The sequence below is a fragment of the Candidatus Eisenbacteria bacterium genome, from assembly GCA_035577985.1.
Classification (GTDB): domain Bacteria; phylum Desulfobacterota; class Binatia; order DP-6; family DP-6; genus DATJZY01.
In genome coordinates, this window is the sequence record DATJZY010000118.1 from 1 (window position 1) to 14,782 (window position 14,782).

Below are 14,782 nucleotides of genomic sequence, written 5' to 3' on the forward strand. Positions count from 1 at the left end.
CCAAACCCAACCAGATCATGCTTTTCATGGCCGGCTCCTCCGTATGCGGCTCTAGCCGCGGGTGGCGAGACTCCCGAGACTAATCCGCGAACGTGCGGATGTGAGCCGGCCGTTCATTTGGTCTTAGTTCGCCGCGCGGCGTCCGGGACGCGTCGAGCGTCGCAACGACGGAACGCCGCGCGGCTCAAGGGCGCTCCGCCCTCGCCACCCGCCCCGCGCATCGCCGCCGCATTCATCACCTACGCTATTGGCGGGTGCGATCGTGACGGCGAGGCGGCGGCGTCGCGTCGCGAGGTTGGGGGCAGGGCGGAGGCGCCTGCGAAGCGGCGCGACGGAATGTCTGGGCCGTGGCGCCCTGCATGTTTTCCCGCGCGGCGGAGCCGAAGCCGAAGCCCTGCCCCCAACCTCGCGGCACCGAGCTAGACTCAGCGGCTCGAGAACCCCGCCTCGTAGTCAGCGATCGAAGCCCCGATGACCTCGTGCGCCGCTGCCACCCCATAGACGTGGGTGATCTCGCAGCGCCTCGGGGCGCTCGGGTCGGGGATGTCCTTGTAGGTGAGGAAGTAGTGCCGCAGCCGGTCGACGAGCGCCGACGGCACGTCGGGCAGGTCGCGGAAGCCGCCGTACGCAGCGTCGTCGGCGAGCACGGCGAGGATCTTGTCGTCGGCCTCGCCGCGATCGAGCAGCAGGAACCCGCCGATGGGGCGGGCGCGGACCAGAATCGCGCCGTGCGTGATCGGGCGCTCGGTCAGCACGCAGATGTCGAGCGGGTCGCCGTCGCCGACGATGCCGCTGCGGCCGGTACGCCGCGAGGCGAGCGCGCCGACGCGCTCCTTGCACCACGTCCGCGGCACGAAGCCGTACGGCGCCGGGCAGACGTTCGAGAACTGCTGCGGGCGATCGAGCTTCAGGTGTCCCGTCGCCTTGTCGATCTCGTACTTGACCGTGTCCGAGGGCACGATCTCGATGAACACGTTCATGATCGCCGGCGCCTCGTCGCCACGCGAGATGCCGTGCCACGGATGGGCCTGGAGCCGTAGCGTCATGCTCGGCCCGAGCTAGCACGGTCGCGGCACGCGGTGTAGTGACGGCGAGATGCGGGAAGAAGCCGCGTGGTCGGCGCGCGATCCGGTGTGCGGGATGCGCGTCGACCCGGCGAGGGCGCCCGCGACCGTATCGCACGGCGGGACGCGATACTATTTTTGCGCTCCGCACTGCGCGGAGCGGTTCCGTGCCGAGCCGGCACGCTATCTCGGAGGGGCGGTCGCCCCGGCACCGCCGGCCAGCGCGGACGCGATCTACACCTGCCCGATGCATCCAGAGGTCCGCCAGGGCGGACCAGGGAGCTGTCCCATCTGCGGCATGGCGCTGGAGCCGCTCTCCGCCACGGCGGCCGAGGACGACGGCGAGCTACGCGATCTCACGCGTCGCTTCTGGGTGAGCCTCGCTCTCACGGTGCCGGTCGTGCTCCTCGGCATGGGCGAGATGTTCGGCCTGCATCCGCGTCCGCTCGTGCAGCTCGTGCTGGCGACGCCGGTCGTCGCGTGGGGCGCGGCCCCGTTCTTCGCCCGTGGCTGGGCGTCGATCGTGCGGCGCCAGACGAACATGTTCACGCTGATCGCGATCGGCACGGGGACGGCCTACGTCCACAGCGTGCTCGCGACGCTGGCGCCGCAGCTCTTCCCGGAATCGTTCCGCGGCCACGGCGGTGTGGTGCCGGTCTACTTCGAGGCGGCAGCCGTCATCACGACGCTCGTGCTCCTGGGCCAGGTGCTCGAGCTGCGTGCGCGGCGGCGGACGGGCGGCGCCATCCGGGCGCTGCTGGATCTCCGGCCGCCGACGGCGCGGCGCCTCGGCGACGGCGGCGAGCGAGAGGTTCCGCTCGACGCGGTCGCGGTCGGCGACCTGCTGCGCGTGCGGCCGGGCGAGAAGGTCCCCGTCGACGGGGTCGTGGTCGAGGGGACGAGCGCCGTCGACGAGTCGATGGTGACGGGCGAGGCCATGCCGATCGCGAAGGTCTCCGGCTCGCGCGTGATCGGCGCGACCGTGAACGGGACCGGGAGCTTCGTCATGCGGGCCGAGCGGGTGGGCGAGGAGACGCTGCTCGCGCAGATCGTGCGCGTCGTCGGCGAGGCGCAGCGCAGCCGCGCGCCGGTCCAGGACCTGGCCGACCGGGTGGCGGCGCGCTTCGTTCCCGCCGTGCTCGTGATCGCGGCCGCGACGTTCGTCGTATGGGCGGCGGTCGGACCCGCGCCCCGCCTGGCGTACGCCCTGGTCGCCGCCGTCGCGGTGCTCATCATCGCCTGTCCGTGCGCGCTCGGCCTCGCGACGCCGATGTCGATCATGGTCGCGACCGGACGCGGGGCGCAGGCGGGAGTCCTTGTCCGAAACGCCGAGGCGCTCGAGCGCCTCGCCGCCGTCGACACGCTCGTGCTCGACAAGACCGGCACCCTCACGGTCGGGCGGCCGGAGGTGGTCGGGGTCGAGGTGCGGCGTCCCGACGACGCCGACACGGTCCTGCGCCTCGCCGCCAGCATCGAGCAGCAGAGCGAGCATCCGCTCGCCGGCGCGATCGTGCGGGCGGCCGAGTCACGCGGCCTTCCGCCCGCGCACGCCCTCGAGTTCGCGGCGGTGCCGGGCAAGGGCGCGAGCGGCCGCGTCGGTGCGGCGCGCGTCGTCGTCGGCACGGCGGCATTCCTCGCCGAGCGTGGCATCGATCCCGCGCCGCTCGAGGCGCAAGCGCGGGTGCGGCGCGAGCGGGGCGAGACCGTCGTGCTGGTCGGCGTCGACGGCGCAGCGGCCGGCGTCGTGGCGCTCGCCGATCCCGTGAAGCCGACCACGCCCGACGCGCTGGCCCGCCTGCGCGCCGACGGCCTCCGCATCGTGATGCTGACCGGCGACGCCGAGGCGACGGCGAGGAACGTCGCCGCGCGACTCGGCATCACGGAGGTCATCGCGGGTGTTCTTCCCGACGGGAAGGCCGAGGCGATCCGGCGCCTGGCGGCCGACGGGCGGACGGTCGCCATGGCGGGCGACGGAATCAACGACGCGCCGGCGCTCGCCGCCGCCGCCGTCGGCATCGCCATGGGCACCGGCACCGACGTCGCGATCGAGAGCGCCGGGGTGACGCTCGTGCACGGCGATCTCCTCGGGATCGTGCGCGCCCGGCGCCTGGCCCAAGCGACCATGCGGAACATCCGCCAGAACCTCACGTTCGCGTTCGGCTACAACGCGCTCGCGATTCCGCTCGCGGCGGGTGTGCTGTATCCGCTGGTCGGGTGGCTCCTCTCCCCGATGATCGCGAGCGCCACCATGAGCCTGTCGTCGGTGTCGGTCATCGCGAACGCGCTGCGGCTGCGGCGAGTTGACCTTTGAGCCGGAGTACCTGAACTAGGCGGTCCCATGGCCAAGCTCGCCGCCCCGAGCGGGTTCCGCGACTTCCTGCCGGACCAGTTCCGCAAGCGGCAGGAGCTCGTCCGGCGCATCCGCGAAACCTACGAGTCGTTCGGGTTCGAGGGCATGGACACGCCGGCGATGGAGAGCCTGCGCGTCTTCCTCGGCAAGGCCGGCGGCGAGAACGAGAAGCTCATGTTCCACGTCTTGAAGCGCGGCGCGGAGCTGGAGCGCGCGCTCGCGAAGGGTGGCGAGGAGCTCTCGGACATGGCGCTCCGCTTCGACCTCACGGTGCCGCTCGCCCGCTACTACGCGACCCACCGCGGCGAGCTGCCCGCGGTCTTCAAGCGCTACCAGTGCGGGCCGGTGTGGCGCGCCGAGCGCGCCCAGCACGGCCGCTTTCGCGAGTTCGTCCAGTGCGACGTCGACGTGCTCGGCTCGTCGTCGATGGCGGTCGAGGCCGAGGTCGTCCTCGCGACCACGACCGCGCTCGCCGCGCTCGGCTTCTCGGGTCTCACGGTGCGCCTCAACTCGCGCCCGCTCCTCTCGCTCCTCGTACGCAGCGCCGGGGTGGGGGACGAGCATCTCGGCGCCGCCGTCATCGGGATCGACAAGCTCGACAAGGAGAGCCCGGCGGCGGTGAAGGAGGAGCTGACCGGCAAGGGCATTTCCGAGAAGGTCGCGTCGAGCCTGCTCGACCTGCACGCGCGCTCGCGGGGCGGGAGGGACGAGGCCTTGCTCGCAGACGTCGAGGCGCGCGCCGGCAAGGCGGCGGCGCCGCACGTGGCACAGCTCCGCGAGATCCTCGCGCTGACGCCGCCGCTCCCTGCCGGTCGGCTCGCGTTCGATCCATTCCTGGCGCGCGGCATGGACTACTACACCGGCCCCATCTTCGAGGTCGCGGCCGAGGGCGTTCCCTTCAGCCTCGCGGGCGGCGGCCGCTTCGACGATCTGATCGAGCGCCTGGCGGGGGCGAAGGTGCCGGCGTGCGGCTTCTCGATCGGCTTCGAGCGCGTCTTCATGCTCATGGAGGAGCGCGGGATGTTCGGCGGCGGGAGCCGTGGCGCCGACGTGCTCGTCGTCGTGCCCGCGGCGGAGGCGACCGCCGGGGCCATCCGTCTGGGAGCCGAGCTCCGGCAGGCGGGGCTTCGCGTCGACGTGTTTCCGCACGCGGCGAAGCTCGGCGCGCAGTTCGAGCTGGCGGAGAAGAAGGGCATCCCACTCGCCGTGGTGGCCGACGCGGCGAAGCTCGGGAGCGGGACGCTCGAGGTGCGCGACCTCGCAACCCGCACCAGCACGCCCGTCGCGCGCGCCGAGCTCGCCGGGTGGATCCGGGCGCGTCGCGCGACGCACGCGTAGCCTCGGTTCACGGGTTGCCCGACCTGCGACCCTCCGCCACGATGACGCCGACCATGCCGCATCGCAAGGGAGGGATCCTGATGCTTCGTACACTGGTGGCGGGCGCCGCGGGACTGTTGCTCGGGGCCGCGATCGCAGGACAGGCGGCCGACCCGGAGGCCGGCCCCAAGGTCTGCAAGAAGTGGGGCGTCATCTCCACGTGGGCGAACGGGCCCGACTGGAAGGTCGACTTCCAGGGCGCCGAGCCCTTCGCCGTGGCGACGGTCGGCGGCTCGACGCGCGTCTTCGCCCGCGCCTGCGCCGACTAGGTTGCGAAGGCCCGGGTCTTCAACCCTTCGCGCGTAGCTCGTGTGCCGCGCCGGCTTTGCCGGCCGCGGCATACCGGTCGCGCGTGCCCCCGACGCCCGACTCTCGGTCCCGGCCCAAGACGTAGTCTTGGGCCGGCATGAGGCGGCGCTGGTCGGCGAGCACGCGCTTCGCGTCACGATAGCCGTGCGCCATGAGCGTCTGGTTCTTGCGGGGGTACGCCTGGAAGACGGCGAGCGGCCCGAAGCCGCTCCACTGCTCGGTCGGCTCGATGACCGTCACCGGGACGCCGTGGAACCTGCCGTTCTCCATGAGCGCGTAGAGGTAGCCCATGTTCCCGATCGTCCGCCACATGACGTCGAGGACGCGCTGCAGGAAGTCGAGGAACGAGCTGAAGCGCGCCTTGTACGGAAGCTGGCTCGCGATCGGCGCCAGCAGGAAGATCTCCGTCGCCCCCATCTGGATCGCGCGCTCGAGCGGGATGTTCCACGCGAAGCCGCCGTCGACGTACCAGTCGCCGCGGTACTGGATGGGCGGGAACAGCATGGGAATGGCGTAGCCCGCGCGCGTGAGCGAGCGCAGCTCCCGCCAGTCGATGCACGAGCTCTTGGCGTGCATCTCGCCGCGTCCGCGCGACAGGTTCAGCACCACGAACTCCATGTCGAGCGGGCTCGCGAACACCTCGGGGAAGTCGATGTACTCCTCGAGGGCCGACGTGAGGCGATCCATCGAGAAGAGCGACAGGCCGAAGATGGGGTTGTGCCACAGGCTCGGTGAGACGATGCGCGGGATCGACCGGAAGTGCATCCACGCGTCTTCCAGACGCGGGATGCCGCCCGACGCGTAGACGCAGGCGTTGAGGACGCCGATCGAGCTCGCGACGAACGCGTCCGGCGTGATGCCCTGCTCGGCGAGGTACTTCATCGCACCCACCTGATGGGCGCCGAGCGCCGCGCCGCCGCCGAGGATGAAGACGCGCTTCGCCATGGTCAGGAGATCACCCCGGCGTCCTTGAGGCGCCCGATCTCCGCCCAGTCGCAGCCGAGCTCGAGCAGCACCTCCTCGGTGTGCGCGCCGGCATCGGGCGCGGCACTGCGCACCCGCGGCGGCTCGCCGCCGAACTGGACGGGATTCGCGCACAGGCGCACGGGCCCCTCGGAGGTCTCGACCTCGAGGAGATAGCCGTTCGCCTGCACCTGCGGGTCGTCGGCGAGATCGGCGGGCGTCTGGAACGGTCCCCAGATGCATTCGGACGCGCGCAGGATCGTCTCCCACTCGGCGCGGGGCCTGGTGGCGAACGTCTCCGACAGCTCGACGCGGATGGCGGTCGCCTGCTCGGCGCGGGCGGCGGCCGTCGGATAGCGCTCGAGGAGGTCCTGCCGGCCGATCGTGGCGGCGAACAGCGGCCAGAAGCGCTCGGCCTGGAGCATCATCAGGACCAGGGCCTTGCCGTCGGCACACGGGTAGGTACCGACGAGGGGATTCGGCGGCGCCGGCATCTCGCCGGCCGTCGGCAGCATCCGGCCGTACATGTAGGTGGCGGTGATGTCGGGCGAGAGCACCCACATCGCCGTCCCGAGCAGCGAGACGTCCACCTCGATGCCCTCGCCGGTGCGCTCGCGCTGGAACAGCGCGGCGGCGATGCCGCCGGCGATCGACATGCCGCCGATGAAGTCGCCGAACGCCGGTCGTTGCTGGACCGGCGGTCGCCCGGGCGTGGAGAGGCGGTCGGCGATCCCGCCGCGTGCCCAGAACGAGACGCCGTCGTAGCCGCCACGCCGCGCGTCCGGACCGCGGCGCCCCTGGCCGTTGCCGCGCGCGTAGACGATGCGGGGATTCACGCGGCGCACGTCGTCGTAGGTGATGCGCAGCCGCTCGCGCGCGTCGTCGAGGAAGCTCGTCAGGAAGACGTCGGCGGTCGGGAGCAGGCGATCGAGCAGCGCCCGACCGTCGGCGTGCGCGAGGTCGATGCCGACGCTGCGCTTGTTGCGACCCAGGTGCTCGACGAGGAAGTTGCGTCCCGACGCGCCAGGCACGAGCCCCGCGGTGATGAGCCCGCGGATCGGATCGCCGAAGCGCGGGTGCTCCACCTTGATGATCTCCGCACCCCAGTCGCCGAGCACGGTCGCCGCCGAGGGCACGAAGCCCCAGTCGGCCACCTCGAGGACGCGCACCCCCGACAGCACGTCGCGCACGGCGCGACACTAGGCGACGCGACCGGCAACCCGCAAGCGGCGCTAGGGGAGGGGCAGGACGACCGAGAGCTGCGCGCCGTGGTCGGAGGTGAGGGTGACGCGGCCGCCGAGGGCGCGCACGCGCTCCCGGATGCTGACGAGACCGAGGCCGGGCCCGCCGGGGCGGGCGCCGTTGCGCGGGTAGCCGATGCCGTTGTCGCTGACGTCGAGGTGGATGCCGTCGGTCTCGTGCGTGAGCGACACGCGGACGCTGGTCGCGCGCGCGTGCTTGGCGACGTTCGTCAACGCCTCCTGCACGATGCGATACACGGCGGTCTCGACCTCCGTCGGTAGCCGCGGCATCTCGTTCGCGACGAACCGCACGTCGAGGTCGCGATGGGTCTTGAACGACTTCACCTGCGCTTCGAGCGACGGCACGAGCCCCCAGTCGTCGAGCAGCGAAGGACGCAGGAGCTGTGACAGCTCGCGGATCTCGGCCAGCGTCTTGGCCGCGAGCCCGCGCGCCTCCGCGACCTCGGTCCGCACGGCGCCGTCTTCCTCGGGCAGATGGCGCTCGATCGCCCGCAGATACGCCACGACGGCCGTCAGCTCCTGGCCCACGCCGTCGTGCAGCTCGCGCGAGAGCCGGCGCCGCTCCTCCTCCTGCACGGACATGAGACGGTTCGAAAGGCCTTCGAGCTCCCGCTCGCGCCGCTCGATGCCCGAGCGCGCCGCTTCCATGATGTTGGCGCACAGCGCCGCGATGATGGTGGCGAAGAGCAGGACGCCGTTCGAGAACACGAACCGCTCCTCGCCGAGATCTTGCCGGTGCGTGAGAAGTCCCACCAGCAGGAACCCGAGCGCGAACAGACTGCCGACGGCGGCGGTGCGGCGTGGGCTCCACGAGCAGATCACTGCGGCGCCGAAGAGGAGCAACGAGAGGACGTTCGAGACGAGCGGGGGATAGCCGGACGTGGCGGCGAAGTAGGCGAGGAGGTTCCCGCCCATGGCGATCACCATCAGCAGCGCGCAGGTGTCCGCCCAGCGCCGCGCCGATGGCAGGTAGCTGACGAGCAGGCCGACCAGCGCGATCGCGGCGTGCGTCGTGTGGGCCACGATCCGGTGCGCGAAGTGCGGGTCGTTGTCATAGTAGAGGTACTGGAACGGCAGGAAGAGGGTCGCCACCACGAGCGCCAGAAGCGAGCCCAGGCGGAGCATCCGCGGGCTCATACGGGATTGGGCGCTCGGCCGATCGCTCGCCACCGCGCCCGGAGGCTAACGCCGCGCCGGGTGGCCGACAACCCTTGCAGGTGCCGTCGCGTGCGGGTTAGGAGCGGCCGATGGCGAGCGGTCCCCTGGCCCACCTGCGTGTCGTCGACCTGACCGACATCCGGGGGGCGATGGCGGCGCGCCTGCTCGGCGACCTCGGCGCCGACGTGGTGAAGGTGGAGCCGCCCGAGGGCGATCCGGGACGGGGGCGCGGCCCGTTCGCGGGCGACGTGCCCGATCCGGACCGCGCGCTCGCATTCCTGTATCGCAACGCGAACAAGCGCGGCCTGCGGCTCGATCTCGCGACGCCGGCGGGACGCCGCGAGCTCGGAGCCCTGTGCACGAACGCGGACGTGCTGATCGAGAACCTGGGTGCCGACGGCGAGGCGCGGCTCGGCCTCACGCCCGATCGCGTGCACGCGGAGCATCCGCATCTCGTGCATGTCGCGATCGCCGACTGCGGGCTCTCCGGTCCGCGCGCGTCGTGGCGCCTCGAGGCGCTGCCCGCGTTCGCGGCGTCGGGCGCGCTCTTCGCGTCGGGATTCCCCGAGCTGCCGCCGTGCTGGCTGCCGGGCTACCTCGCCCACGACAGCGCCTCGTTGTTCGCGGTCGTGGGGGCGCTCGCAGCCGTGCTCGACCGCGCGCGCCACGGGCGCGGGCAGACGGTCGAGGTGTCGGTGCAGGAGGCCGGGATCAACGCGCTCCATCCGTGGTCGATCCCGACCGCGGACTACGCGCGCGTCTATCCGAGCCTGCCGCGCCTCAGCGTGCGCAACGGCGCCGGCGCCTACACGGTGCTGCCGGCCGCCGACGGCTACATCCGGGCGCTGCCCGCGAGCCCGCGGCAGTGGCGCGCGTTCGTCGAGCTGGTCGGCGTCGATGCGCTGGCAGGACCCGAATGGGAGCGGTCCGTCTATCGGCTCGCGAACGCGGACGTGATCCGGCTCCTCACCGAGGACGCGCTCCGCGGCGAGACCCGCGCCCAGGTCCACGCACGCGCGCGGGAGCTCGACGTCCCGCTGGTGCCGCTCAACCGCCCCGAAGAGTTCGTCCTCGAGCAGCAGACGCGCCATCGCCGGTACTTTCGCCCCTCCGGGTTTCCCCATCTGGGCGACGCGCCGTTCGCGTCGCCGCCCTTCAACCTCTCCGCCACGCCGGCCTCGGTGCGGCGGCCCGCGCCGGTCGCCGGCGCGGCGGAGGGCGGCTTCGCGCCCCGCACGGCGGAGCCATCCGCCGGCGGCACGGGGCCCGCGCTCGCCGGTCTGCGCGTCGTCGACCTCGGCGTCGGGGTCGCGGGGCCCGAGGTCGGCTATCTCCTCGCCGAGCTCGGCGCGGAGGTCGTGAAGATCGAGTCGCGCGCCAACGTCGACTTCCTTCGCCGCGTGACGGTCGAGGCGGACGCGCCGGATCGCTCGTGGACGTTCAACGATGCGTCGCGCGGCCAGCGCAGCGTCTGCCTCGATCTGCGGACCCCGCGCGGCCGTGCCCTGGCGCTCGAAATCTGCGCGCGGGCCGACGTGGTCATCGAGAACAATCGCGGCGGCGTCGCCGCGCGCTGGGGGCTCGACTACGAGGACGTGCGCGCGCGCCGGCCGGACGTCATCTACTACGCGTCACAGGCGTTCGGACGCGGCGGACCGCTCGGCGAGGCGTCGGCCTTCGGCCCGCTCAACTCGGCGTTCTCCGGCGTCACCTGGCTCTGGAACCACCCGAACGCGCCGTATCCCGCCGGCTGCGCCTTGAATCATCCCGATCACACGGCAGCGAAGCTCGCGACCGGCGTCATCCTGGCGGCGCTCGAGCACCGGCGCCGCACCGGCGAGGGCCAGCGCATCGAGATGTCGCAGGCGGAATCGGCGGCCTACTTGATGGGCGAGGTCTACCTCCAGGAGGCGTGCACCGGACGGCGGATGGAGCAGGTGGGAAACGCCGCGCCGTACGCGGCGCCGCACGGTGTCTACCCGTGCGCGGGGACGGATCGCTGGGTGGCGATCGCGATCGTGTCGGACGACGAATGGCGGCGCCTCCGGGCGGCACTCGGCTGGAGCGACGAGCCGGTGCTGCGCACGCTCGAGGGGCGCTCGGCGGCGCGTGCGACGCTCGACGAGCGCCTGGCCGCGTGGACGCGCGAGCGGTCCGCCGAGGACGCCGCCGCGCATCTGCAGGCGGCGGGCGTCTCGGCGATGCCCGTGCAGAACGGCGACGATCACCGCGCCGACGTGCACCTCGCCGCGCGCGGCGCGATCGTGACCGTCGAGCATCCGGAGATCGGATCGGAGCGCCACAGCGGCAACCCGATCCGGCCGTCGCTCACGCCGCTCACGCCCGCAGGGCGCGCGCCGCTCCTCGGCGAGCACACCGAGGACGTGCTCGTCCGCTGGCTCGCGCTTTCGCCGGACGAAGCGCGCGCGCTCGTCGCCGAGGCCGTCTGCCGCTGATCAGGACAGGCCGTAGAGGGCGGCGGCGTTCCCGCCCGTGATGAGGGCCCGCTCGTCGGCCGGGACGTCCTTGAAGTGGTTGGCCAACGCCTCGCGCGACTTCGGCCAGGTGCTGTCCGAGTGCGGGTAGTCCGTCGACCACATGATGTTGCGCAGCCCGGCGCGATGACGCTCGGCGACGCCGGCCAGATCCTGGATGAACGTCGCGTAGCCCTGCCGGTACCAGTACGTGCTCGGCTTCTCGGTGATGACCGACTTCGTCCAGAAGCGGTGCTTGTTGAACGTCTGGTCCATGCGCTCGAGGAAGTAGGGGATCCAGCCGATCCCGCACTCGACCAGCACGAAGCGCAGCTTCGGGTGGCGGGCCAGGATGCCGGTGAAGATGAGCGTCGAGACGGTCTCGCAGATGGAGATCGGCGCGATCGCGATGAAGGTCTCCTTGATGCCGGGCGTCGGGTTCGCAAACGTCTCGGTGACGTTCGCCTTGCGCGGCCCGACGATGTGGAAGCTCATCGGCAGGCCCGTCTCCTCGACGAGCGACCAGAACGGCTCGTAGGCGCTGTCCCACAGCGGCTTGCCCCCGCGCTCGTCCGGGAACGGATCGAGGTGGAAGCCGCGCAGGCCCATCTTGGCGACGCGCCGGAGCTCGCGCTGCGCCTCGTCGAGGTCGAGCAGCGGGATGTGGGCGAGCCCCACGAGCCGCGTCGGCGCCGCCTTCGACAGCTCGACCATCCAGTCATTGTAGCGCTGGACGACGTACGTGCGCAGCGCAGGGTCGGCGGCCTGCTGCGTGACGGGACCGCCGAAGTACAGCACCTCGGCGTCGACGCCGTCGACGTCCATGTCCTCGAGGCGCGCCTTGGGGTCGTACGCGCCCGGCCGCATCTCCTTATACGTGAGTCCCGTCGGCTTGAAGTCCTCTGGCTTGCGGCCGGCGGACGAATCGAGGCCGATCGCGCCCGTGATCTGCTGATCGGTCACCCAGAAGTCGCCCATCGGCCCGGACTCGACGCGCGGCGCGCGATCCTTGAACTGGGCGGGGCAGTCGCGCAGCCACAGGTCTCGCGGCGGGTTCACGTGCGAGTCGGCCGAGACGATGCGGTCGGTTGCCATCGATCGTCCTCCTGGACGTTCGTCTAGCCGAGGATCACGCCAATAATCAAGCGTTCGTTCGATTGCGTCAGCCGCCGCGCTGCAGCGTGAGGATCGGGGGCAGCAGGCCCTGCAGGCCTTGGGCGATCGCATCCGCCGCGATCGAGGTGATCTTCTTCCCCCGCTGCTTGGCGACCAGTGAGATGAGCTTGCCGATCTGCTTCTGCGCCGCCTTGAGCGCCTTCTTGGCGCGACGCGTGGAACCCGAGCCGAGCTGGATCTTCGACTCGACGACGCCGAGCGCCTTCAGGATCTTGGTGCGCAGCGGCGGGGCAATGTCGGTCACCGCCGCGCCGGCGACCGTGCTGCGGATCCCGGCGATCCGGCACATGAGGAGCGGGACCGTGGGCTTGGGGACGTTCGAGCAGCCGGTCGCCGGGTCGCACGAGTCGTCGGTGCAGGCGTCGCCGTCGTCGCAGTCGAGGGCCGGGCCGCTCTTGCAGCCGACCGCCGGGTCGCACACCTCGAAGCCCGTGCAGGCGTCGTTGTCGTCGCACACGGGCGGGTCGATCGGCGTGCACACGCCGGCGTCGCACGCCGCCGGACCACAGGCGCCGAGCGGATCGCAGTCGGTGGTCGCCGCGCAGGGAATGCAGGGATCGGTCGAGCCCGACGAGCAGAAGGGGCCGGGACGACACACGTCCGGCAGGCAGTGGCCGCCGGGGGCGCCGTTCCGTGCGCCGTCGTCGCATTCCTCGCCGCAGTCGACGACGCCGTTGCCGCACGCCTCGAAGTGGCAGGTGGGCGAGCAGCCGTCGCAGCCCACGGTGTTGAGGTCGTCGCAGTCCTCGCCCGGATCGACCTTGCCGTTGCCGCAGCCCTCGTTCCGGCACTGGTGCGAGCACCCGTCGCCGTCGTTGGTGTTGCCGTCGTCGCACTCCTCGCCGGGATCGAGCGTGTGGTTGCCGCATCCCGGCGGCTTCAGGATGCACTCCGTGGTGCAGCCCGTCGCCGCGCTCGGCGGATCGCACTCCTCGTCGCACTCGACCCGCCCGTTGCCGCACGCCTCGAGCTGGCAGGTCGACGAGCAGTGCGTGGCATCGCACCGCGTGACGTTGGAATCGTCGCACTGCTCGAGCGCGTCGGTGATCCCGTCGCCGCACACGTTGTCGAGCCGCGAGCAGTCGCCGTGGCAGGTGTCGCCGCTCACGGTGTTGCCGTCGTCGCACTGCTCGTTGCAGTCGATGCGGTTGTTGCCGCAGGTCTCGATCTGGCAGACGGATGAGCAGCCGTCGCACGACGTCGTGTTGTGGTCGTCGCACTCCTCGTCCGGATCGAGGTTGCCGTCGCCGCACGATGCCGACGGGCGGCCGCCGCACGGCGTGAGGGCCGCGTTCTGCTCCACCACCAGCTCGGGAAGGAACGTGCCGCCCGACGTCACCGGCGGCAGCTCGAGGTACTGGAGCAGGTTCCGCTCGCCCGCGCTGAGCGTGCCCACGGCCGTGAGCTGCCGTCCCGACTGCAGGATGATCTCACCCTTGGCGCCTTCGGCGTTGATCCCGATCCCCGACGGCACGGTGACGTCGCACCACGCGGCCGCCTGCACGCCGCCCCCTTCGACGCCGGGGTCGGCGCCGCCGTGGACGTCGATCGCGCCGACGGTGAGCGTGCGGTGCGCCTCGAACTCGACGTTGCCGCCGTCGCTTTCGGCGCCGCGGCCCTGGCCCTGGATCGTGCCGGTCTGGACGGTGTCGAGCATCGACATGAAGAAGACGTCGCCGCCGAGCCCGTCGGGCGGCGCGCCGCTGATCTCGAAGTCGCCCGCGAGCGTCAGGTTCGCACCCGAGAAGACGTTGAGATCCCCGCCGCTGCCGCCGCCCTCGAGATCGGTGCCCTCGTCACCCTGCATGAAGATCTTGCCGCCGAGCGTGACCGAGCCGTCGAGCGTGAACACCGTGAAGAGCCCGCCGTCGCCGCCGGCCGCCGTGGCGCGGATGTCGATCCGGCCGGTGGTCGTGATGGGACCGTCGGCCTCGAGATCGAGGGTGCCGCCGCTGCCGCCCGAGGCGTCGATCGTGCCCGACATGACGATGCCGGCGGTCGCGTCGAGGGAGACGGGGCCGCCGCCGCCGAGGTTGCCGCCGCTCCCGAGCACGTCGCCCGCGACGAGGATGTTGCTGCCCTTGAGGTCGATGCTGCCGCCGATGCCGTCGGCATTCGTGCCGCGTGCGTCGACCACGCCGTCGATCTGGATCGCGCCGCTGCCGGCGTCGAGCTCGATGCGATCCGCCGATGCGGGATCGGCGACGTCGATGCGTGCGCGCGTGTTGCCCTGGCGCAGCACGGCGATCGTCCCCTGGGTGTGGACGACCACGGCGCCCCCGGGTCCGAGAAGACCCGACCCGGGGCGGAGCTCGACGCTGCCCGCGAGGATCGTCATCGTGCCCGTGCCGACGTCGAGCGTGCTGTGGCTGAGGACGACCGCGCGCGTCCCGAAGTCGAGCGTCGTGCCGGCGACCACGGGGCAATCCTTGCCGTCGATCACGCACGGGTCGGCCGCCGCACCGCAGAGGTCGTTCGGGCTCGTCACCGGGGCGCAGGCAGCGAGGGCGCGCTGCGCGCAGAGCGCGAGCGCGAGGCCGGCGGCGAAGCCCGCGAGGCGGAGAGACATCGGTCTTCTCGGCAGCAACGGCTATGCCGTGCCAACCACTCCCGGGCAGCCAAAACCGTTGCCATGCCGCGGAGATACGT

At 72.0% G+C, this 14,782-nt stretch carries 10 protein-coding genes; 4 read left to right on the plus strand and 6 right to left on the minus strand.

Annotation, left to right across the window (positions count from 1 at the left end; translation table 11 throughout):
* Nucleotides 1-425 precede the first annotated feature (425 nt).
* On the minus strand, nucleotides 426-1,046 hold the full coding sequence (locus tag VMS22_16345; protein HXJ35603.1) for an inorganic pyrophosphatase: 621 nt from the start codon (nucleotides 1,044-1,046) through the stop codon (nucleotides 426-428).
* A 49-nt stretch (nucleotides 1,047-1,095) separates the two neighbouring features.
* Between VMS22_16345 and VMS22_16350 the strand changes: the two genes are divergently transcribed.
* From VMS22_16350 to VMS22_16360, 3 genes are all read left to right on the plus strand, one after another.
* Nucleotides 1,096-3,375 carry a heavy metal translocating P-type ATPase gene (locus tag VMS22_16350; GenBank protein ID HXJ35604.1) on the plus strand — a complete coding sequence of 760 codons (2,280 nt, stop codon included), beginning with the start codon at nucleotides 1,096-1,098 and terminating at the stop codon, nucleotides 3,373-3,375.
* A gap of 27 nt (nucleotides 3,376-3,402) precedes the next feature.
* The gene (hisS, locus tag VMS22_16355) at nucleotides 3,403-4,752 is read left to right on the plus strand and encodes a histidine--tRNA ligase (GenBank protein ID HXJ35605.1); all 1,350 of its coding nucleotides are present in this window, start codon (nucleotides 3,403-3,405) and stop codon (nucleotides 4,750-4,752) included.
* A gap of 80 nt (nucleotides 4,753-4,832) precedes the next feature.
* Nucleotides 4,833-5,060 (plus strand): hypothetical protein, encoded by a 228-nt coding sequence (locus VMS22_16360; GenBank protein ID HXJ35606.1) that lies wholly within the window; start codon nucleotides 4,833-4,835, stop codon nucleotides 5,058-5,060.
* A gap of 19 nt (nucleotides 5,061-5,079) precedes the next feature.
* Here the strand turns inward: VMS22_16360 and VMS22_16365 are convergent, their stop codons facing one another.
* Genes VMS22_16365 through VMS22_16375 form a run of 3 tightly spaced genes read right to left on the minus strand, consistent with a single transcriptional unit; the run spans nucleotide 5,080 to nucleotide 8,450 of the window.
* Nucleotides 5,080-6,045: a patatin-like phospholipase family protein gene (locus VMS22_16365; GenBank protein ID HXJ35607.1), complete on the minus strand. Its 966-nt coding sequence runs from the start codon at nucleotides 6,043-6,045 to the stop codon at nucleotides 5,080-5,082.
* 2 nt (nucleotides 6,046-6,047) lie between these two features.
* The gene (locus tag VMS22_16370; GenBank protein ID HXJ35608.1) at nucleotides 6,048-7,253 is read right to left on the minus strand and encodes a CoA transferase; all 1,206 of its coding nucleotides are present in this window, start codon (nucleotides 7,251-7,253) and stop codon (nucleotides 6,048-6,050) included.
* 42 nt (nucleotides 7,254-7,295) lie between these two features.
* On the minus strand, nucleotides 7,296-8,450 hold the full coding sequence (locus VMS22_16375; protein ID HXJ35609.1) for a sensor histidine kinase: 1,155 nt from the start codon (nucleotides 8,448-8,450) through the stop codon (nucleotides 7,296-7,298).
* A gap of 122 nt (nucleotides 8,451-8,572) precedes the next feature.
* Between VMS22_16375 and VMS22_16380 the strand changes: the two genes are divergently transcribed.
* The gene (locus VMS22_16380; protein ID HXJ35610.1) at nucleotides 8,573-10,939 is read left to right on the plus strand and encodes a CoA transferase; all 2,367 of its coding nucleotides are present in this window, start codon (nucleotides 8,573-8,575) and stop codon (nucleotides 10,937-10,939) included.
* Here VMS22_16380 and VMS22_16385 read toward each other — a convergent pair whose 3' ends face one another.
* Nucleotides 10,940-12,052, minus strand: a complete 1,113-nt coding sequence (locus tag VMS22_16385; protein ID HXJ35611.1) for an amidohydrolase family protein — start codon at nucleotides 12,050-12,052, stop codon at nucleotides 10,940-10,942.
* Between the two features lie 67 nt (nucleotides 12,053-12,119).
* A complete protein-coding gene (locus tag VMS22_16390) occupies nucleotides 12,120-14,702 on the minus strand; it encodes a DUF4215 domain-containing protein (GenBank protein ID HXJ35612.1) in 2,583 nt (860 codons plus the stop codon).
* Nucleotides 14,703-14,782: the final 80 nt, after the last annotated feature.

Bases quoted from the DNA above. Each gene is read 5' to 3' on its own strand.
- VMS22_16365 (HXJ35607.1), bottom strand. From the start codon at position 6,045: ATGGCGAAGCGCGTCTTCATCCTCGGCGGCGGCGCGGCGCTCGGCGCC.
- VMS22_16385 (HXJ35611.1), bottom strand. From the start codon at position 12,052: ATGGCAACCGACCGCATCGTCTCGGCCGACTCGCACGTGAACCCGCCG.
- VMS22_16360 (HXJ35606.1), top strand. From the start codon at position 4,833: ATGCTTCGTACACTGGTGGCGGGCGCCGCGGGACTGTTGCTCGGGGCC.
- VMS22_16380 (HXJ35610.1), top strand. From the start codon at position 8,573: ATGGCGAGCGGTCCCCTGGCCCACCTGCGTGTCGTCGACCTGACCGAC.
- VMS22_16350 (HXJ35604.1), top strand. From the start codon at position 1,096: ATGCGGGAAGAAGCCGCGTGGTCGGCGCGCGATCCGGTGTGCGGGATG.
- VMS22_16345 (HXJ35603.1), bottom strand. From the start codon at position 1,046: ATGACGCTACGGCTCCAGGCCCATCCGTGGCACGGCATCTCGCGTGGC.
- hisS (HXJ35605.1), top strand. From the start codon at position 3,403: ATGGCCAAGCTCGCCGCCCCGAGCGGGTTCCGCGACTTCCTGCCGGAC.
- VMS22_16390 (HXJ35612.1), bottom strand. From the start codon at position 14,702: ATGTCTCTCCGCCTCGCGGGCTTCGCCGCCGGCCTCGCGCTCGCGCTC.
- VMS22_16375 (HXJ35609.1), bottom strand. From the start codon at position 8,450: ATGCTCCGCCTGGGCTCGCTTCTGGCGCTCGTGGTGGCGACCCTCTTC.